This window comes from Varibaculum sp. GTC20041 (genome assembly GCF_055387755.1).
The window spans coordinates 2106223-2125969 of the sequence record NZ_AP041144.1 but is presented as its reverse complement, the minus strand read 5'-3'; the positions used below and the strand labels follow the sequence as shown (position 1 = coordinate 2125969).

Genomic DNA, 19747 nt, shown 5'->3' with positions numbered 1-19747 from the left:
AGCTACTGCCTTATACAATACCGGTAGAGTGCTTCAGGAGGGCGGCAGATGCTATTAGATGTAAAAATGACCGAAGAATCCCTGGCAGATCTGAGTTCATCTATGGGGGTAGCGGGTATACCGGCCACTAGTGGCGCGCGCGTAGTCTTTAACGGCTGCGTCCGTAACCACGACGGTGGTCAAGGAGTGACCCACCTGATCTATTCTGCCCACCCGGAGGCCGAAAAGTTCCTGATTAAAGCCGTTCGGGACGCGATCCAGATTGCTCTTTCCGAGGGCGAGGACGCGCTTTCCCCGGAGGCGGCAGGGGATAACGTTGAAGGTTTAGATGCGGTTTTTGTACGCCACCGGATCGGGCGGCTAGAGATCGGAGAAACCGCCCTACTAGTGGTTGTTGATGCCCCGCACCGGAAGGCAGCTTTCAAAGTGAGCGCCGAAATCGTTGACCAGATCAAGGCGCAGGTGCCGATTTGGAAGGATCAATACTTCTCCAATGGAAGTAACCACTGGTCAAACTGTCCCTAAGTTTCGGGTCTGGCTCGGTAAAAGTTGTATTTGAGCGGGGGAGGAGATTCTCCCTCCTGCCCAAGAATTCGGAAAACGTAGCGACGTTTTCCGAATTCTTATGCCCACCGCACCCACTCGGGAAAATCTCCTCCCCCGCTACTGAGCTTTGTTCCTTTCCTTGCCGTTACCCTCGCGTGGGGACAGGTTGACCAGTCTCGAAAAAAAGAATTAGTTGTAAATCGGTGAGCTGGTGCGTATCCGAATCTTTGGAATGTGATTTTCTGTTTGTCCTGAGGCAAAAATCCGCCCGGGCGCTAGCGCTGTTAGCGCAGCTTTTATGGCTTAACCCAGAGTTCCGGATGGTTAAGGAAGCGCTCGAATCCCAGCAGGCAAGCTCCCTGTGCGGCGGTGAAAGCTCCATGCTGTCCCGGTTTTACGGTTATGCTGGACCACCTGGAGGATAGTAATCGGTATTTCAGCTCCGACATGAGGATTACTTCCATATAGTCAAATAGCTGGGAGAAGTGACCACCCATGACCACAGTGTTTAAATCCAAAAGATTTAATACGTTAGCGATAGTGGTTCCCAGGGATTTCGCGCATAAATCAACAGTCTTTCGAGCTTGAGTGTTTCCCCTAACCATCTGCTCGATTAGGGGATCTACCGACTCATCCAAGGGGAGATTCGCGCGAGTAAACATCGCGTCTAATCCGGCGTATTGTTCTAGGCATCCATTGGAACCGCAACTGCACTTTGGGCCACTGGTATCTACGCATATATGACCGATTTCTCCTGCCCATCCGTGCTGTCCGTAAAATAAACGACCTTCATATATCAATGCAGCACCTACCCCTACACCAGCCGATAAATACAGAAAATCGGAGGTATCGCCAATTTGGCCAGGATTTTTATACAGCACTGAATACGCGGAAGCATCCGCCTCATTTACCACTGTTAGCGGGGTAGCAGCATATTTGTGGGAGGTAAAGAAATCTGTAATTTCAATGTCAATCCAGCCCAAGTTTGGCGCGGTTACAATTCGATGTTTAGCGTCTGAAACTAAACCCGGGATAGCCATTATTATTGAAGCAATACGAACTTCTGTGGGTACTTTCCACTCTTCTAGCATCTGCACACAGCGCCCTAGTATTACTTTTGGATCAGATAATCGAGCATTAATCGGTTGTGAAACTTTATAGAGTTCCGCGCCAGACAAATCTGTAACCACTAACGAAATATATTGCAAAGCAACTTCAATACCCACAACGCAAAAAGTGCCACTTTTAGCAACCAATGGTGCAGATGGTCTCCCGATTGTGGTGCGAACCGGATCGAGTTCAGTAAGAATGTCTAAACCAATTAACTCATCTACTAGACGAGAGACCGTGGCCCGAGTTAATCCTGTCCTTTGTGCGACCTGCGCTCGCGATACGAATCTGTCTGCCCCCAAAACATTTTCCAGAATAAGAAGTAGATTCTCTTTCCTGATAGTTTGCGCATTTTTCCCAGGTCTCATTTATCACTCCTTGGAATAGAGCATAGAAAAATGCCACCGAACTGGCAATACTTTGCTTTGTAACAATATTTATTCTGCCAGTTCGGTGGCGATTGGTAAATTTTTTATTCTGTTTAGTAGCGTCCTATTTCAGGGTACCCTTCCGCAAGCCGTCCTCAATTTCCTCAAGGGAGCGATTACGGGTTTCGAAAACCTTACTGTGGACAAACCAAATTGCCAGTACGCAAGCTGCTGCGTAACCGAGGAACAAGCTGCCGGTACCGAAACGATTTAGAAGGAAGGGGAAAGTTAGCGATACCACGTAGTTGGCACTCCAGTTGATTACCGCTCCGAAGGAGTTTCCGATACCGCGGATATTCAGGGGGAACATTTCCCCAATCATTACCCACATGACCGGTCCCCAAGTTGCCGAGAAAAACGCGATGTAAATCGTTAACGCGATCGCACAAATATAGGCTGCGATTTGATTATGGCTGGAAAAGTGCATACCAATGCTCATCACTAATAAAGAAACCGCCATACCGACAGCGCCCCAAATAAGCATTTTCTTGCGGTCAATCTTGTCCATTAACCAAATACCTATTACGGTCACAATCACGTTGAAGACGCCGATTCCGATATGTGCAAGTAACGCCGCCGAAACCCCAAACCCGACATCAGTGAAGATAGTGGGGGCGTAATAAAGTACGGTATTACAGCCCATTATCTGTTGGAAAATCGCCAAGCCAATGGCTGCTATGAGAGCTGGACGGGTAGTCTTGCCAAACAGTTCGCTCCAGGTACCTTCTTCCATATCAACCTGGTGCTGAATTTCCTTAATTTTCATCTCGACTTCGGTTTCGTCGCCTTTATACATAGCGCTCAAATAGCGCCTTGCAACTTCAGGGCGACCTACTTTAACTAAGTAGCGAGGACTTTCAGGTAGGATCAATGCCCCAATGAACAAAATGGCCGAGGGAAGCGCTGCGATACCGAGCATCCAACGCCACCCGGTGTAGAAACCAGCGAAAGCGTAGTTAGTGACGTACGCCAGCAGAATCCCGGTCATCACCATCAGTTGGAACAAACCGGTTATGAAACCACGCTTGGAAACTGGCGACATTTCCGATAGGTAGGTGGGAATTAGAGCGGAGGCGGTTCCGACTCCCAAACCGAGGATTAGACGGGAAATAATCAGCACCGCAACCCCTGATGCGATGCCGGATCCAATGGCACCAACGAAGAAGATAATGGAAGCCAGGAGGATGAGGCGGCGTCTCCCATAGCGGTCAGATAGGGGACCGATTATGGCGGCACCCGCTACTGCTCCCAGCAGAACCGAGCTAACTACCCAACCTTGACCCCAGGCATCGAGGTGGAGCTGGTCTTGAATAAATAGAATTGCACCTGAAATAACGCCGGTATCGTATCCGAAGAGTAGTCCTCCTAGGGAACCGAACAGGTATACGAAAGTCATCGAAATTTTATTTTTTCGCATTTTTATCACCGATTATTTGCCGCATCTTTGCAGCTTGCAGAGCTAGTTTTGTAAGTTCCTTTTGGGAACTCGTTTATTGAGAGTGGGGTTGGGTTCAGACAAAATGTCTGAACCCAACCGGCGTGACTAGATGTCAGTTAATAACTAGGCGTCAGCGAGAGCTTTTACCAAGTAGTTGTTCAAAGTAGCCTTGATGGTTTCTAGTTCCCCAGGTTCGTTGGCATTCATCAGTTCAGATTGCGTCTTGTCTAGGGAGTACTCCTCCAAATCTGCCAAAGTGAACTGACCGTCCTCAATCTTCTTGCCTATTCCCTGGTCAAAGGAGGAATAGCGTTTTTGTAGGATTTCATCGATGAAGCCATCCTTTTTTAGCTTGGCGGCAACCAGTAGGCCAGCCGCATAGGAGTCCATCCCCACGATATGTGCTGCGAATAGATCTTCCTCAGTGTAAGAGCTACGCCGCGGTTTCGCATCGAAGTTGAGACCGCCGCGAGGGCCGATGCTTCCTTCGGAAAGTACTTCCCACATTACTGCAGTGGTTTCGTACAGGTCGGAGGGGAATTCATCCAGATCCCAACCTAATAGTTTGTCGCCTTGGTTGGCATCTAGGGAGCCGAGCATCCCGGCAGAACGCGCAACCCTGATTTCATGCTGATAGCTATGTCCTGCAAGGTTGGCGTGGTTGCCTTCTAGATTGAGTTTGAAGCTGTCGTCCAAGCCGTAGGTCTTGAGGAACGCAATGCTGGTGGCGGCATCGAAATCATACTGGTGAGTGGTGGGCTCTTTCGGTTTCGGCTCAATCAGGAATTGGGAGTCAAGACCTATCTCTTTCGCGTAATCCACCGCAGCATGGAAGAACCTGGCCATATGGTCTTGTTCGCGCTTTAGATCTGTGTTCCACAAGTTTTCATAGCCTTCACGGCCACCCCAGAATACGTAGTTTTCTGCACCCAAACGTTTTGCAATTTCTAAACTGTGTTTAAGCTGGGCGCCCGAGTAGGCGAATACATCTGCAAAGGGGGAAGTTGCTGCCCCGGCTTGGAACCGCGGGTTAGTGAACAAGTTGCAGGTGTTCCAAAGAAGTTTTATTCCAGTTTCCTGTTGACGTTTTTCAATCCGGTCAACTACCTTGTCCAGGTTTTGATTAGTTTCCCGTAAAGTGTCGCCTTCGGGAGCGATGTCGCGGTCATGGAAGCAGAAGTATTCAACACCCAGTTTTTGATAAAACTCGAAGGAATAATCAACTTTGGCTAACGCCAGCTCCAGGGGGTCAGTTAGAGAGTCGTAGGGGCGTTGCGCGGTTCCCTCTCCGAAGGGATCCACCAACCGCTGTTGGAAGCTGTGCCAATAGGCGACTCCGAAGCGTAGCCATTCCGACATTTTCTTCCCCGCGACAACCCTGTCCGGTTGGTAGTAGTGGAATCCTAGTCCTTGTCGTGGATCGTCGTTTCCAACAAAGGGAATAGTATCCGTTTTCCATAAATCTGACATTTAAGTACCTCCTCGTACGAGCCCATCGGTAAGAGTGTTTTTTACACCTGAACCAGAGATAGACTATTTGTTGCGTAACAAAACAAAGCCTAGCACGGAGATAAAACAATTATCAAAGTGAGTTATATCACGCATATATCCTGCGAAAATAACCTTGACTAATCACTAATGGCTCAATAGCCTATGTTTGAGAATAAAACAAAGTAAGCATCGACGGAGTTGTCTAGCCCAGCGAAGGGTGAATAAGTACGCTCCATGCTATATAGGAGAAAAATGACTTTAGTAGCCGGGATAGATTCCTCAACTCAATCTTGTAAAGTTCTGGTAATCGAAGTAGAAACTGGGAAAATTGTCCGACAAGGGAAAACGCCTCATCCCGAAGGGACTGAAGTAGCACCTAGTTCCTGGTTAGAAGCATTTCGTGAAGCATCTACCCAAGCTGGCGGTCTCAATGATGTCGCTGCGCTCGCGGTTGGAGGACAACAGCATGGCATGGTGTTACTTGATGAAGCCGGAAAAGTGATTCGACCCGCGCAACTTTGGAATGACACCAAGTCAGCAGCAAGCGCAGCGGCATTAATCGAAGAAAAAGGGGCGGATTTCTGGGCTCAGGCGGTAGGTTCCGTTCCGGTTGCTTCCCTTACGGTTTCCAAGTTGCGGTGGCTAGCTGATCATGAAAAAGAAAACTTAAACCGGATCGCGGCAATTTGTTTGCCCCATGATTGGCTAACCTGGAAAATTCGGGGGTCAGGTGATTTACGTGACCTAGTAACGGACCTCTCGGACGCCTCTGGAACCGGTTATGTGGATTGTGAGGACGGATCTTATCGCTATGACATTTTGGCGCATGCGTTGCGAATATCCGAAGAAGAAGCGCGGAAAATAATTCTGCCGCGCATTGCGGACTCCTTCGAAAAAGTAGGTAACGCCAGCGCAGAGTTCGGTGGGGGTATTTTAGGACCCGGGTGTGGGGATAACGCCGGTGCGGCTTTGGGGCTAAACCTTCAGGAGGGAGAGGCTTCGCTTTCTTTAGGAACATCCGGGGTAGTGGCGGCAGTTTCTAGCCATCCCCTCCAGGATTCGAAAAGCGGAGTTACCGGTTTCATGGATGCCACCGGAAAGTGGTTACCACTCGCGTGTACTATCAACGGTTCGCAAATACAAGACTACTTTTGCCGAATCTTAGGGATTAACTACGCCGAACTCGATGAGCTCGCTGCCAAGGGTGAAACCGGATGCGGAGGAATGACTTTATTGCCCTATTTTGCCGGGGAACGTACCCCGAATCTCCCTGAAGCAACAGCCAGTATTTTCGGGATGACTCCCGGGGCAATGACTAAAGAGAATTTCGCCCGTCTTGCATTTGAAGGTATAGCTTGCCACATGCGTGCTGCGCTTGAATCTGTGCGAGCTGGTGGGGTCACAGTAAATAAAGCGATGCTGATAGGGGGAGCAGCTAAGTCAGCGGTTTTGGCGCAGATACTTTCTGACATTTTGCAGATTCCGTTACGCCTGCCCGAGCCCGGCGAGTATGTTGCTAAAGGAGCCGCCCGCCAGGCAGCAATCGTTGCTGGGGAAATACCCGGGCAAAACTGGGAGCCACAATTCAGTGCTGAAATACAGCCGAAAGAAGAAAATCCCGCGTGGGAACGCTATCTGCCCCTAATGGAAAAATTACTGTAGGTACATCCGCTTGGGCACTGTCATTGCTGCCGTCTCTTTTTCCGGTTCCGACCCTTGCGCGGAAAATAAGTTTTTCCCGCCTAGTGTCACGGGTCTGGCACGGTAAAAGCACTCCGGGGACCCCAATTTCCTCGCTTAAGCGAGGATAGGGAGTTGTAAGGAGAGGCAAATAGCTATGTTTCCGACTAAACAAGGTACCGGCGGCTTGCGTGTCCCTCTCGTATCTTTTACCGGCCGCGACCCTCGCGGGGGAGTAGATTCTCCCGAGTAGGTGCGGTGGGCATAAGAATTCGGAAAACGCCGCTACGTTTTCCGAATTTCTTGGGCAGGAGGGAGAATCTACTCCCCCGCAGCAGTTGAGGCTAGGAAAAACTTATTCCCCACGCTCCCAGGCGCCACCCTTAACCGCCCGCAAAGGGAGGAAGTACATCCACTTGGCGTCCATCGGCAGATTCTCCGAGGGGAGCATCGCCATCGGCGAGGGCGCCGTCTACTAGGAAAGAACTAACCTCTAGGATCGATGCCAGATCGTTCTTGCTGGCTGCTTGGGCAATTTCTCGCAGAGTCTGGTTGGCAGTTGCCGGAACTCTAGCGCTGTCAACACCTGCTGCCTGGGCAGCGCCAGCGAAAAAACGTACCGTGATCACGCTTAGCCTCCGATCTGAGAAAGAGAATAGGTTCTGCGTCCTGCCCCTACTATTTCGCGGTGACCAGCTGGTTTAGCTGCCTGAGCGGTGAGCCAAAGTTGAGCCAGCTCATCGTTAGAGGCACCTTGACGCAAAGGAGTAAGTAAATCGACAAAAGATAAAGAAAACAGGCAGGAATAGACTTTTCCATCGGCAGACAGGCGGGTGCGGTCGCAGGTGGAGCAAAAGGGCGCGGATTCGGAGGCAATAACCCCAATAATCCCGGCAGGATGGTCGCTGCCGGCCGCCACGTTCCAACGGCGCGCCGGAGCCGCCGGGTCAGTTTCAATCGGGGTGAGCGAAAAACATTCCTGCAGACGCGCGAGAATATCGCGGGCATGAGGGCGAGTCGCGGCGGAATCCCCTAAGGGGCCAATGGGCATAAACTCGATCGCGCGCCACTGGAAGTCGCGCCGCAGCGCAAAGCGAACTAGCTCCGGTATTTCCTCTAGGGACTGCTGATCTAAGATCACCGAGTTAAGTTTTATGGGTTTTAGGACGCTACCCGGTAGCTTGTCCAGTGCCGTGGCTACCTCGGGAAAACGGTTACGCTTTGCGAGGGCGAAATACCGTTCGGGATCCAACGTGTCTAAAGAAATGTTGATGCGCCCCAGCCCGGCTGCTATTAATGAATCTAACCGGGATGCTAAACCAATAGCATTGGTAGTCAGGGCAATATCTGCCGGCATCCCCGCCTGCATGAATGCCTGGTGAATCTGGTGGATAATCTCGGCTAAATCGGGGCGTAAAAGGGGTTCGCCTCCGGTTAGACGAACTTTACGAATTCCTAGAGACAGCGCCACCTGGGTTAGTCGCCCGATCTCGGCGGGAGTTAATAAATCCTGGCGGGGAATCCAGCTGTCGGCGTCCTCGGGAAGGCAGTAACTGCAGCGTAAGTTACACCGGTCGGTAACCGATAGGCGCAGGTCTGCTGCTACCCGTCCCCAATGGTCGAGTAGCTGTGACGAAGGCTCGTCACCTCCGGATTCGACGCGCATTACCCCTCCTGCCTGTATTACTCTGCGTGATGCTAGTTGACTAGTCTTCCCAGTTGTCAGCTAGTTCTTGCAGCTGGGCGATAACCTGCTTGGCGTCAGCGCCCTGACCAGCAAGATATCCGGCAAGAAAGGCAGTTAAAGGGGCCCCCGGGCGGGAAGGCCCATGGGCTACGGTTCCAATCAGGGACAGCAGTTCTGATTCCACCGCTTCCAGGGGATTATCCTCCAATTGCAGGTTTGTGCGCACCTGGTCTAACCAGCGATGCATCCGCGCCATCTTTTCTGGGTCGTCTTTCTTGCCGTGGCCGGCCATCATGTTCCCCCTTTCGCTTGCCGCGACCGGATTAAGGCCGCGCATCCGTCTTAAATATTAACGATACCAGGGAAGATAATCTTTGCTAAGGCTTTGTTTTCCGAGGGCGTAGGTCAGGAAAATAGGCGCGGATTTCGAGCAATCATTATTGCTTAGAAGCGGAGGATGCCTCGGAATGCTTCCGTTTTCGCAAAATCTTTCCGAAGTGAGAGCGCAGGCTCCCTCCGGCTTTAATCCAGTCATTGATAGCGGAGATCCCCACTGCCAACAGGTAAAGCCCGATTAAAGCTGACATCTGGACGATCATCGGCCAGGCCGTAGGCAGGGGATTGGCGACTGCCGAGAAAACAGCGGCAATCACCACTGCCCACCGCCAGCCTTTGAGCATGGTTTTTGCTGTCATTACCCCCATAAAGTTCAGCGCCACCAAGATTTCGGGCGCCAGGCAGGACAGGCCGAAGGCCAGAACCATGCGCATAAAGAAGGTGATATAGGAATCTGCCCTTAGCAGCATTAAGGCTCCGTCGGGAGTGAAAGAGTTAAGGATAGCAACTGCCTTGGGGATTACCCATATCCCAGACAGGGCGCCGCCGCTGAAAAGTAATACCCCTACTAAACCAAAACTGGCGATATAGATTTTTTCTTTGCGCTTCAATCCCGGGGCGATAAAAGCGCCAATTTGGAAAATCCACCAGGGCGCGGAAATCAATACTCCCAGCCACAGGGAAACCTGAATCCGCATATCAAAGGCGGCGCCAATCGTTTGGAAGTTAAGTTGCGGAGCTTGCTCACTGACGGCCAGTAGTGGTGCCTGCATCCAGTTCAAGGTAGGAGTAACTAAGAACCAGCCACCAATCGAGGCCATAAGTATCCCGGCCAGCGCCAACAGTAGGCGTTTTCGCAGTTCTACCAGGTGTTCGCTTACCCGCATGCGGGCTTGCGGGTTGTTCTTTTTTTGTCCCGGCATCGGGGGTTAGAGAACTATTTGGTTTCCGGCGAATCCGCGGTCTCGGACTGCCCGCTAGCCACTTCCGGAGAGGAAGCCTGTGTGTTCTGCGTGGGCGCCGGAGAAGAAGCCGAAATTTGTGGTGCCGGAGTTTCAGATGTTACCTGCTTGGGATTGTCGTCCTCGCTGAGATCTGAAAGTTCCGACTTGAGGACTTTCGCCGATTTGCCGATATTGCGGGCAATGTCGGGCAGTTTGGAAGCTCCAAAAACGAGGATTAACACCAGGAGCAGAATCAGAATGTGTGTCGGTCTCACAGGGATGCCCTTCCTTTCTTGCAGACGGCATCGATAATTGCCTTCCCCAATTGTAGCGGGGTTCGCCGGCAAATAGGTGACTCCTATCGACAATAGCTAAAACTTCCCCGGTTAACCAGCAAATTTAAGGGGTAAATAGCGCTAGGTAGGTTAATGCTGGTTACCTCCGCGATAATCGTCCTCTAAACGGGGTAATCTGAAGGCGGGAGGCAAAACGTGAGCGAGTTCATTGAGGAAGAAAAAGCGGGAGCCCAGGCCATAGCGGATTTGATGGCGGGGAAGAAAACGATTGTGGTGGCGGGAGCCGGCATGTCCACCGATGCCGGGATCCCGGATTATCGCGGCACTGGGTCATCGGGTATGCCCACCGTAGATATGGATCAGTTTTTAGCTGAGCTGTACTGGCAAAAATGGGTGTGGCGGCGCAATCAAGAAACCTGGAAAACCGTGGCGCGGCTGCAGCCCACCCCGGGGCATCGGGCTTTAGCGCGGCTAGAGGAGGCGGGGCTGATTAACTGCATCGCCACCCAGAACGTAGACGGCTTAGACCGGAAAGCAGGTTGTAAGAATGTGCAGCTGCTGCACGGCAGTTTTGAGGAGGTTCAATGCTTAGGGTGCGGAGCAGTATTTTCGCGTGACCATATTGACCAGGAGCTACGCAAACTCAATCCGGATGTAAAAGACGATCCCGATCCTAAAAATGTGGCAGTGCTAGCGGCAGCCGATGAGCAGGCAGCGCGTGCCTGCCAGTTCAACCTGCTGTCTTGTCCGCGTTGCGGCGGGACCATTAAACCGGGAATCGTGTTTTTCGGAGAATCCCTGCCCGGTGAAGCCATGGATCGTTCTTTCGCGGCGGCACGGGAAGCTGACGTGGTGCTGGCGGTAGGAACTTCCCTGGCGGTGCTTACGGGGCTGTGGGTGTTGCGGGAAGCCTGGGGAACCGGCGCCAAAGTGGCGGTGATTAACCGGGGACCTACGGCTGCAGATTCCCTCGCCGACGTGCGGGTATCTGGCGGCGCCTCGCAGGTATTAACCCAAGTAGCAGAGATCTTGCTGGATTAGCGCAGAGCCAGTAGTAACCACAGGTCGACTGTCGTGATCTGTGGGCTAATGTCGAAAGGCGCACGCCCAGCAAGTGCACCCTGATCGGAAGCCCACAGGGAGCCCCCCCGGCGAAATGATAAGGGAGCTTAAATGCCTAGAGTCGGTTCCACGCGCTCCCTCCTGCGCATATGCGGAACCGACTCTAGGTTGTAGTTTAGGGGTTATCTTGACACACGTTCCCCTAAAATAGCCGGAGCGACCGGCCTATATAAGTATAGCAAAAAGATGGAAGAAGCCTAATCTTTTTCATATGCTACAAGTCATAAAATGCTACACCCTGTAGCTTTATCCGTCGCTAAGGTTACGGAGTTTTAAGAACTCTAAGCTAATGACAGGCTACAATAGCATTCGACATTAATTAACTTTCAGGAAGTCGCGATGGAAATCTTTTCTCCTTTTCATTACCTGCCGGTAGCAGATTCTTCGGCAGATGTCTCCACTTTGCTTTCTGCGCTAGCTAAACAAATGACCGGGGACGCAGATCTCCCTCCTAATCTAAATCGCACTCGCCTGAAAAAATCGCAAGTACTTTTCCCTTTCCCCAAGAGTACGGGTCGCCCGAAGGGACTGGCAGACTATGAAACCCGTAAGCGTCAAGTGCCAGAATCCGCGGTCTTAGCCTTGCCGGCACCGGCAGGGGGTGCCGTTATTTGTTACTCGCAGCTCAGTATTAAAAATATGGCGGAAGCAGTAAATTCCGCGGTAGGTAGGCCGGGACGCTGGATTCTTACCGCTCCAGTCACCGAGATTGACGGCATGATGATCCTGGCACGAGCCATTGCGGTAAATATTCCTCCGATCATTGCCGCCGAAACCGCACCGGCTAGCGCCCTCGAGATTGTGAGGGCCGTGGAGCGAGCGAAGGATCGCAGCGACAAAGATCAGGCACCTATCTATATGCAGATCACTAAGGAGCAACTCACTCAGCTCCTGGAAATTCCTCCTGCACAGCGCAGCGCTCTGAGCGAGGTATCAGTACTGATAGTTACCGGTTTAACTAGTCACGATCGTCTAAGGCGCGCCGCGAGAGAAGCGGGAATAGATATTATTCCCGGCTACGGGATCCCTGAATCGTGTGGACTATGCGTGCTGGATGGCAAACCAGTAGCCGGAGTGCACGTAGCAACTATTGGGGATCGGATTTGGCTTTCTGGGATCTGCATGATGGCCGGTTATCTGGGTAAACCTGGACAGGTGGAGTGGGTTACGCGAGGACGGCGGCGTTGGATGCGTAGCAAAGACGCGGGTCATATGCGCGGGTCGCGTCTAGTCGTGGACGGAAAAATGCGCGATGTAATAGCCACTGCGGGAGTTCATATCCAAGCCTCCTTGGTGGAAAGAGTAATCCAGGATCTACCGCAAGTTGACCAGGTAGTAGTGGTGGGAGTACCAGATCCGAGGTGGGGTTCCCTGGTTACTGCAGTCATCAAGCCGGCATCAGATATCGCGGAGCAGCTGCTAAATCCTCAGCATAATTTAGCGGTAAAGCCAGCCGTTTCGGCAGGGCTTTCACGCGGATCCGTCATAAAAGTTGATGCTAAAAAAGTACGAGACCTGGCCGGGCTTCCTTCTACGGAGGTAGAGGAATCGAAGCCGCAACTAACTCCCTTGGAAGCGGCGATGGCCGCAATGGCCGCCAAGATCAGGGGAGCCGATGTGGATGTGGTTGCCGCCGCAGAAACCGGGGAACTGCCGGCCGGAATCTACGAGGTGGCGCGGGGAACCGCTAATCCCACTTCCGAAGGAGAGATTGTCTTTCCAGCTGCCGATGCTGCCCCCGCGACCCCGGTAACTCTGCCCGAGGATCTAGAGGGCGATTTAGAAGAAATGGAAATCGCGGCAACTGAGATCACGGGGAGCAGCAACCGTCCCGAAGCGGGAGACCGTCCCCATAGCGCCACGGTTCCTACCGAGGATGAATCCGAACCATCCACCGATTTAGCGATGCTGGTGCGAGCCTTGGTGACCGGCCAGCTGGATCGGGCACATGCCCCCCGCGCCCTCGTCCTTGTAAATGAAATTCCTACTGATCTGCAAGGAAATCTTGATCGCAGCGCCTGCCGGCAACTGGCTACCCAGCGAGTCGCAGCCGGGGAAGCTTGGATTAGATAATCTGGCGACAGTCAAAGAAGTTTCATTACTGTGAAAACGAAGAAAAGCGATAATGCACCGCAAATAGAAAGGAATCTAAGCCGTAATGGCAACTGGTTCACAATGGATTGAAGCTGCCCGCCCGAAAACCTTACCCGCCTCCCTGGCGCCGGTGATTATGGGGATTGGCGGGGCAATTGGCCTGGGACACGCCTCGCTAGGAAAATCAGTATTAGCCCTGTTAGTGGCGTTATCCTTCCAGGTAGGCGTGAATTTCTCTAATGACTATTCCGATGGAATCCGCGGCACCGATGCGAGCGGAAAACGGGTAGGGCCCCAACGCCTGACCGGTGCGGGATTAGCCGCCCCCCGCACGGTGTTACTCGCGGCCTTGAGCTGCTACGCCTTTGGAGGGATTTGTGGAATTGCCCTGTGTATCTGGGCAGGTAGCTACGGCTTGATTGGGCTCGGGGTGCTGGCTGCCTTGGCGGCTTGGTTCTACACCGGAGGTAAACATCCATACGGCTATTTGCCAGGGATATCCGAAGTGATGGTGTTCGCCTTTTTCGGTCTTTTGGCAGTGCAGGGAACTATCTGGGTGCATGCCCATATGTTGCCGTGGCGCACCTGGACAGCGGCCAGTGGTATCGGGCTACTGTCTTGCGCCCTATTGTTAATAAATAATCTGCGAGATATTCCCGGAGACCGTCAGAGCGGAAAAAATACGCTAGCGGTGAAGTTAGGGGATAAAGGCTCACGCTACCTGTTTGTTGCCTATCTTTATGTGGCTTTGGTGCTGGGGGTAGTATCCTTCAGCGTCCGTTGGGAAGCGCTACTATTTGGCCTAGCCCTGGTGATTTGGGTGAGTTATCCGCAGCTGAAAGTGTTGCAGGGAGCGCGCGGGAAAGAGCTGATAAAAACCTTAAAACAGGTGGGGCAAATCACCTTGGGGTATGGGCTGGCTATCGCGGTTCAGTGGGCTTTCCACGGTATTTAGACAGACCAAAAAATTTATAGTTGTTAGGCTGGGAACATGGCTGCGGTAGTTATTGCCCTCGTACAGATTCTGCTAGCGGTATACGCGCTAGTAGATTGCTTGCGCACGGATAAATCTGATCTCCCCGGGCGACTTCCGCGGGCGTTTTGGCTGTTAATTATCATTGTCTTACCGCTTTTTGGTCCGCTCGCATGGATCGTGATTTCTTGGGCGAGCAAAGCCGAAAGCGCTGACGGCAGGATAGAGATTCCCCGCAATCCGCTGGACATTTTCCGAGGAAGCGGGCAGGGTTCCCGCTCGCAGGAAGTAGAGATACCTCAGGCGCCAGACGATAACCCCGATTTCCTGTTCTCATTAGAGGCAAAGATGCGGCGGGAGAAGCTGGCACGGGAAGCCGAAGAAGAGGCGCAGCGGCGAGCGGCGAAAAATCAGCAGAATCGCGATAATGGGCATGACGCCGCTGGCAGCGGGGAAAATACCTGGGGAAACGGGGAAACTACCTCAACAGAAGGCACCGGAGACGACGAAGCCGACCCGGACGCGAACCCTCCGGAAAAGCCTTCCGCTCACGATTAAAGCGCTACCAGTGCTCAGCGTAGCCACAGTAACTGCACTGGCCGGGTCATTTTCAGCCAAATACTCTGCGCATTATGGGCTCGGCCGGCGTTTAGTTTCCTTGATTTAGAGCGGCGGCGGAAGTTCCCGGTACCATATCGGAAGCCTGAGCTAATAGCGGAGCCGCCGGTTCGCAGTAGTCCAAACTGATCAGGGTGTTTCCTAAGAAAGTCAGAGAAGTAAGCGAAGCTAGGGCGCATTGCCGGCGGGTAGGAATATGCGCGAGCGGGCGACCTTCCACAAACAGGCGGAAAGACCAGATAGGCAGCTGGTGCGACACTATCAAGATTTCTCGAATCGTAGCGCCATCGGCGGAGCGGCCCAGGCGGGAAGGATCGGTAATCGGCAGGTGGAGAGCAGAACGCACCGCTTCGGTAACCCGGCTGGCTTGGACGGCGTAAGGCTCGCACCAGGAAGGACGGAAAACATTACGGTAGCGCGGCCAATTGCGCGGATGGAAGAGGGAGGCGCGGTTACCGTTAACCACTTCGCCCTCGAACATATTCATCGACTCTAAAAGCCGTTTGTCGGTGTGAATAGGCAGATCGAATAGCTTAGAGGCCGGAGTAGCAGACTCGACCGCGCGCTCCAGGGGCGAGGAAACGATAGCCTCTAAATAGGCGCCCTTTTCCAAGAGGTATTCCGCGCTCATCTGCGCCATTTGCTTGCCGAGATCGGTTAGGTGATAGCCGGGAAGGCGCCCATATAAAACCCCATCCGGATTATCGACTTCGCCGTGGCGCATTAGGTGAATCGTGGTTAGGTTCTGCATATCCTCCACCCTAGCAAACCGGTTTTGCTAACTAGGGTGCGCAAAACCTAGCTAGACCGTTAGGCTAGAGGCGTGAGCGCAGAACCGAAGGTAGCAGCCTTCTTCGATCTTGACGAAACCGTGATTCGGGGAGCTAGTTCCTGGATACTCACTCGCGAGCTTTTTAGACACGGATTTTTTGGGATTTCCGACCTATTCTTTGCCGCGCGTCACGCCTTTCTCTATGTGGTGTTGGGAGAAGATCAAAAGCGTATCGAACAGGTAAAAACTCGGGCTTTACAGGTGATGGCCGGGCATACTTGCGAAGAGATTATGGCCATTTCGCAGCGGGTATGCGACCGATTAGAGAAAAAGCTTTTCCCGCAGGCACAAGGACTCATAAAACGACATCAGGCAGCCGGGCACGATATTTGGTTGATCTCCGCCGCGCCCTCGGAACTTCCCCAAATGTTGGCCGAGCGTTTAGGGATTACCGGAGGCATCGGCACCCAAGTTGCGGTGAAAGGTGGGATTTACGAGGCGCGGCTAGCATCCGAACTTATGCACGCCCAAGGCAAGCGGGATCGGGTGGAGGCGCTGGCGGCAGAGCGCGGCTACGACCTTCAATCCTGTTTTGCTTATTCAGATTCCGATAACGATATGCCGCTACTAACCCTGGTGGGCAAGCCTTCGGCTATTAATCCTGATATTTGGTTGCGGGTGCGCGCCTTGCAGCGCGGGTGGCCGGTGATCGATTTTCGCCGTCGCTCCCGGATCAGTAAAGCCCTGCAAAAAGCCAAGGCCAAGCGGCGCGGTTTTAACCTGGTTGGATTGGGGCAACGTTTCTGAGTAACCTGGCAAATGCCTACTGAGAAGGAGCCATTTTGAGCGAAAAGAAACCGCCGGCAGCCGCTGGTCTAGATAAGCAGCCCGAAGAAGTATCTGGAATGTTTGACCAGGTGGCCGCCCGTTACGACTTGACTAATGATGTGATGACTTTCGGGCAGCATCGGATTTGGCGGCGCTGTCTGCAGCAAGTGGTGGCACCGCGACCAGGGCAAAAGATTCTAGACATCGCCGCTGGCACCGGCACTTCTTCCCTGAGCTTCCACCGGGCAGGCGCCGAAGTTACCTGCTGCGATTTTTCGGCAGGCATGGTAGCGGAGGGGAAAAAACGTCACCGCGAACTTAACTTTGTTGTCGGTGATGCCCATGACCTACCTTTCGCGGATCAGTCTTTCGACACTGTTACCTGCTCTTTCGGTTTTAGGAATATGCATGATCCGGCGAAGGCACTGCGGGAACTGGCGCGAGTAACCAAGCCGGGAGGCAAGCTGGCGATTATGGAGTTCTCGACCCCGCCCTCATCCCTGATTGCCCGGCTATACGAGCTGTACATGCGCAACGTATTGCCCACTGCCGGACGCCTGGTCTCTTCAGATTCAGATGCCTACACTTACCTGTTTGATTCCATTTTGGATTGGCCAAACCAAGAGACTTTGGGGCACCTAATCCAAGAAAATGGTTGGGGTGAGGTCTCTTATCGCAATCTAACGTTAGGAACGGTGGCGATTCATCGCGCATTTAAAGAGAACTAATAGCTGATTACTCGGATAACTACGAATGGCTATGACCGGGAAATATGGAGATTTCCTGAAAGTCGTATCTAATTAAGTAATAAATCCCTTGCTTAATCACTTAGAATATGTCATGGACTTAGGTCCTGGAAAAATTAGGTTTGCCAGCGTAAACCTCTATGGCTTTAGGCAAATAAAAAAGCAGGTTAGCCTAGGACAGGCGTGAGGAGGCTGCCTAAAATCCTCGGTTTGCCTACCGACATCAAGGTAGAGGCAGGAACGAAACATGGCACGGGAGGGGCGTTCAGGCATGGCGGATCAGCTTGCAGGCGATCGGTGTCAGGTGCTGGTAGTGGGTGCCGGCCCGGCAGGGGCTGCCACGGCCTATCACCTAGCTAAAGCCGGCATTGACATCCTCGTGTTAGAAAAATCTGCTTTCCCACGGGACAAAATTTGCGGTGACGGTCTAACCCCCGGAGCGGTTAAAGAAATTTTGGCGATGGGGATTAATCCCTTAGCAGAAGGATGGCAGCCCAACTACGGGTTGAGCGTAATCGGGGGCGGACATCGGATTACTTTGCCGTGGCCGAAAAACGGATCCCTGCCCGCCTATGGTCTTACCCGCCAGCGCACCCAGCTAGACCACCGGCTAATTAAACAGGCAGTGTCCGCGGGTGCCCGGCTGGTGGAAAATACCGTGGTTCAGGACTTACTCACCGATGGTGATGGATATGCCCGCGGGGTCAGCGCCATAAAGCGCGATCCTAAGACTCGCAAGAAACAGGAAGTCAGTTTCAGCGCGCAATACGTGGTGGATTGTTCGGGAGCGAATGCCCGGCTGGCTTCGCGGCAAGGGCGCACTCCCCTCATGAATCGTCCGCTAGCGGTAGCTGCGCGGGCGTATTTCCGCTCTCCCCGGGGCAATGAAACCATGATGGAATCGCATCTAGAGCTGTGGGATGGCAAACCCGGTAAATCCAATTTGCTTCCCGGGTACGGTTGGCTATTCCCGATGGGTGATGGGCTGGTCAACGTGGGTTTAGGGTCAGTATCCTCGGGAGCCCAATCCACCAAGTTGCCGTACAAACAGATCTTCCAACGGTGGGTCGCTAATCTGCCCGAGGAATGGGGACTGACCGAGGAAAATATGGTGGGGTCGCTGCGGTCTGCCCCCTTGCCAATGGCATTTAATCGCAAACCGGCTTACGAAAATGGACTACTTTTGGTCGGTGACGCTGCCGGAATGGTATCTCCTTTCAACGGGGAAGGAATCGCCCCGGGGATGTTCGCCGGACGGCGCGCCGCTGACGCTTTAATCCAGGCGCTGGGACGTACCACGCGCGCACAAGCAGAACTCGCCCTCCGGGAATACCCTCGTGACCTGCAAGATCAATACGGGGGTTATTACAGTTTGGGTCGTGTGTTTGTGCGTCTGATCGAGAATCCCAAAATTATGCATGCCTGTACCAAGTACGGGTTGGATAAACCGGCGCTGATGCGCTTTGTCCATAAGATGCTTTCTGATGGTTATGAACGCCGCGGCGGAGTAGCCTCCGACAAGATGCTGCGAATTCTGACTAAGGTGGTAATACCGTCATGAAGAACATCGGTCAGAAAGAACAACTAATCCGGAATCTAACCGGAAACTACAGCAGTAACTTCGCTAAAGCTAGCGGAGCGGATAAAAAGGATGTGGAGGCCAAATGAGTCCATCGGCATCACTGTTAATCATGGGTGCGGTCGCGATTGTGCTGGCCGTCGGCGGTTTGGTACTGTCGGCAGTTCTCGGCCCGGGGCGCAAGACCCGCACCAAACTGGCGACTTATGAATGCGGGATTGATCCCAATGTTCACGAGGACGCTCGCGGGCGTTTCCCGATTAAGTACTACTTGATTGCGATGACGTTCATTGTCTTCGACGTGGAAATGGTGTTCCTATACCCGTTCGCGGTATCAATTGGGCATTTTGGTCAGGTGATGGCCATTCCGGTATTGATCGACATCCTACTGTTCATTGTGTTGGTGCTGGTGCCCTATATTTATGAGTGGCGCCGCGGCGGACTGGACTATTAAGAGAGAGGTACAGCATGTCTTTTGATAATGAGCTGCCGGCAGGAGTCGCCCTCACCAGCCTAGACAAGTTTATGGGTCTTAACCGTAAAGCTAGTGTCTGGCCGGTGACTATGGGGCTAGCCTGCTGCGCTATCGAAATGATGGCCACCGGCACCCCGCGCTTCGATATTTCTCGTTTCGGGATGGAAGTTTTCCGCGCCTCTCCGCGGCATGCAGATCTGATGATTGTATCGGGCAGGGTTTCCTGGAAGATGGCGCCGATTATCCGCAATTGCTACGATGCCATGCCAGAGCCTAAATGGGTTATTTCCATGGGTGCCTGCGCTTCCTCCGGCGGGGTATTCAATAACTATGCGGTAGTGCAAGGCTGCGACCACGTAGTTCCAGTTGACGTCTATCTGCCCGGGTGCCCCCCGCGTCCCGAAGCCCTGATCCACGCGATTATGGTGCTGTGGGATCAGATCCACTACCGTACTCCTATTACGCAAAAAGAACGGCTGGAGATCGCCCGTAAAGCCGAAAAGGCGGCCTTGGAAGCGACTCCTACCTCCCAGATGAAAGGACTGTTGGCGTGAGCGAAGACGACAAGACAGTAGTCCTCCATT

20 protein-coding genes and 1 pseudogene are annotated in these 19747 nt (G+C 52.9%); 11 read left to right on the top strand and 10 right to left on the bottom strand.

Annotated elements, in window-relative coordinates:
* The first annotated feature begins 48 nt into the window (after positions 1–48).
* Positions 49–525: a molybdenum cofactor biosynthesis protein MoaE gene (locus tag ACZ5BI_RS09285; protein WP_464896257.1), complete on the top strand. Its 477-nt coding sequence runs from the start codon at positions 49–51 to the stop codon at positions 523–525.
* 317 nt (positions 526–842) lie between these two features.
* Here ACZ5BI_RS09285 and ACZ5BI_RS09280 read toward each other — a convergent pair whose 3' ends face one another.
* The 4 genes and pseudogenes from ACZ5BI_RS09280 to xylA all read right to left on the bottom strand — a co-directional run bounded on the left by ACZ5BI_RS09280 (position 843) and on the right by xylA (position 4992).
* Positions 843–1736 (bottom strand): ROK family protein, encoded by an 894-nt coding sequence (locus tag ACZ5BI_RS09280; RefSeq protein WP_464896803.1) that lies wholly within the window; start codon positions 1734–1736, stop codon positions 843–845.
* A 171-nt stretch (positions 1737–1907) separates the two neighbouring features.
* Positions 1908–2024, bottom strand: a pseudogene (locus ACZ5BI_RS09275) (hypothetical protein); the annotation flags it as partial.
* 124 nt (positions 2025–2148) lie between these two features.
* Entirely contained in the window at positions 2149–3501 is a 1353-nt protein-coding gene (locus ACZ5BI_RS09270; protein ID WP_464896256.1) for a sugar porter family MFS transporter, read from the bottom strand.
* Positions 3502–3645: 144 nt separating this feature from the next.
* The gene (gene xylA / locus ACZ5BI_RS09265) at positions 3646–4992 is read right to left on the bottom strand and encodes a xylose isomerase (RefSeq protein ID WP_024059917.1); all 1347 of its coding nucleotides are present in this window, start codon (positions 4990–4992) and stop codon (positions 3646–3648) included.
* A gap of 273 nt (positions 4993–5265) precedes the next feature.
* Here xylA and xylB point away from each other — a divergent pair, with 273 nt between their 5' ends.
* A complete protein-coding gene (gene xylB, locus ACZ5BI_RS09260; RefSeq protein ID WP_464896255.1) occupies positions 5266–6675 on the top strand; it encodes a xylulokinase in 1410 nt (469 codons plus the stop codon).
* A 401-nt stretch (positions 6676–7076) separates the two neighbouring features.
* Here the strand turns inward: xylB and ACZ5BI_RS09255 are convergent, their stop codons facing one another.
* From ACZ5BI_RS09255 to tatA, 5 genes are all read right to left on the bottom strand, one after another.
* On the bottom strand, positions 7077–7322 hold the full coding sequence (locus ACZ5BI_RS09255; RefSeq protein WP_316085889.1) for a MoaD/ThiS family protein: 246 nt from the start codon (positions 7320–7322) through the stop codon (positions 7077–7079).
* Between the two features lie 2 nt (positions 7323–7324).
* Positions 7325–8359 (bottom strand): GTP 3',8-cyclase MoaA, encoded by a 1035-nt coding sequence (gene moaA / locus ACZ5BI_RS09250; RefSeq protein ID WP_316690416.1) that lies wholly within the window; start codon positions 8357–8359, stop codon positions 7325–7327.
* A gap of 40 nt (positions 8360–8399) precedes the next feature.
* Entirely contained in the window at positions 8400–8675 is a 276-nt protein-coding gene (locus tag ACZ5BI_RS09245) for a DUF6457 domain-containing protein (RefSeq protein ID WP_278612741.1), read from the bottom strand.
* Positions 8676–8817: 142 nt separating this feature from the next.
* The gene (gene tatC, locus ACZ5BI_RS09240) at positions 8818–9639 is read right to left on the bottom strand and encodes a twin-arginine translocase subunit TatC (RefSeq protein WP_024059911.1); all 822 of its coding nucleotides are present in this window, start codon (positions 9637–9639) and stop codon (positions 8818–8820) included.
* Positions 9640–9653: 14 nt separating this feature from the next.
* Positions 9654–9935 carry a Sec-independent protein translocase subunit TatA gene (gene tatA / locus ACZ5BI_RS09235; RefSeq protein WP_464896254.1) on the bottom strand — a complete coding sequence of 94 codons (282 nt, stop codon included), beginning with the start codon at positions 9933–9935 and terminating at the stop codon, positions 9654–9656.
* Positions 9936–10205: 270 nt separating this feature from the next.
* Between tatA and ACZ5BI_RS09230 the strand changes: the two genes are divergently transcribed.
* From ACZ5BI_RS09230 to ACZ5BI_RS09215, 4 genes are all read left to right on the top strand, one after another.
* Complete coding sequence (locus ACZ5BI_RS09230) at positions 10206–10997, top strand: SIR2 family NAD-dependent protein deacylase (RefSeq protein ID WP_464896802.1); 792 nt, start codon at positions 10206–10208, stop codon at positions 10995–10997.
* Between the two features lie 420 nt (positions 10998–11417).
* Positions 11418–13151, top strand: a complete 1734-nt coding sequence (locus tag ACZ5BI_RS09225) for an AMP-binding enzyme (RefSeq protein ID WP_464896253.1) — start codon at positions 11418–11420, stop codon at positions 13149–13151.
* Between the two features lie 85 nt (positions 13152–13236).
* Positions 13237–14127 (top strand): 1,4-dihydroxy-2-naphthoate polyprenyltransferase, encoded by an 891-nt coding sequence (locus tag ACZ5BI_RS09220; RefSeq protein ID WP_278619305.1) that lies wholly within the window; start codon positions 13237–13239, stop codon positions 14125–14127.
* A gap of 36 nt (positions 14128–14163) precedes the next feature.
* On the top strand, positions 14164–14703 hold the full coding sequence (locus ACZ5BI_RS09215) for a PLD nuclease N-terminal domain-containing protein (RefSeq protein WP_238127933.1): 540 nt from the start codon (positions 14164–14166) through the stop codon (positions 14701–14703).
* Positions 14704–14794: 91 nt separating this feature from the next.
* Here the strand turns inward: ACZ5BI_RS09215 and ACZ5BI_RS09210 are convergent, their stop codons facing one another.
* A complete protein-coding gene (locus ACZ5BI_RS09210) occupies positions 14795–15514 on the bottom strand; it encodes a histidine phosphatase family protein (protein ID WP_238127932.1) in 720 nt (239 codons plus the stop codon).
* Between the two features lie 72 nt (positions 15515–15586).
* Between ACZ5BI_RS09210 and ACZ5BI_RS09205 the strand changes: the two genes are divergently transcribed.
* From ACZ5BI_RS09205 to ACZ5BI_RS09185, 5 genes are all read left to right on the top strand, one after another.
* Positions 15587–16342: an HAD family hydrolase gene (locus ACZ5BI_RS09205; protein WP_238127931.1), complete on the top strand. Its 756-nt coding sequence runs from the start codon at positions 15587–15589 to the stop codon at positions 16340–16342.
* A gap of 35 nt (positions 16343–16377) precedes the next feature.
* Positions 16378–17091, top strand: coding sequence for a class I SAM-dependent methyltransferase (locus ACZ5BI_RS09200; RefSeq protein WP_024059903.1), 714 nt, complete (start codon positions 16378–16380; stop codon positions 17089–17091).
* A 289-nt stretch (positions 17092–17380) separates the two neighbouring features.
* Positions 17381–18670 carry a geranylgeranyl reductase family protein gene (locus ACZ5BI_RS09195; RefSeq protein WP_464896252.1) on the top strand — a complete coding sequence of 430 codons (1290 nt, stop codon included), beginning with the start codon at positions 17381–17383 and terminating at the stop codon, positions 18668–18670.
* A 103-nt stretch (positions 18671–18773) separates the two neighbouring features.
* On the top strand, positions 18774–19142 hold the full coding sequence (ndhC, locus tag ACZ5BI_RS09190) for an NADH-quinone oxidoreductase subunit A (protein ID WP_024059900.1): 369 nt from the start codon (positions 18774–18776) through the stop codon (positions 19140–19142).
* A gap of 14 nt (positions 19143–19156) precedes the next feature.
* A complete protein-coding gene (locus tag ACZ5BI_RS09185) occupies positions 19157–19717 on the top strand; it encodes an NADH-quinone oxidoreductase subunit B (protein WP_024059899.1) in 561 nt (186 codons plus the stop codon).
* The last annotated feature ends 30 nt before the right edge of the window (positions 19718–19747 follow it).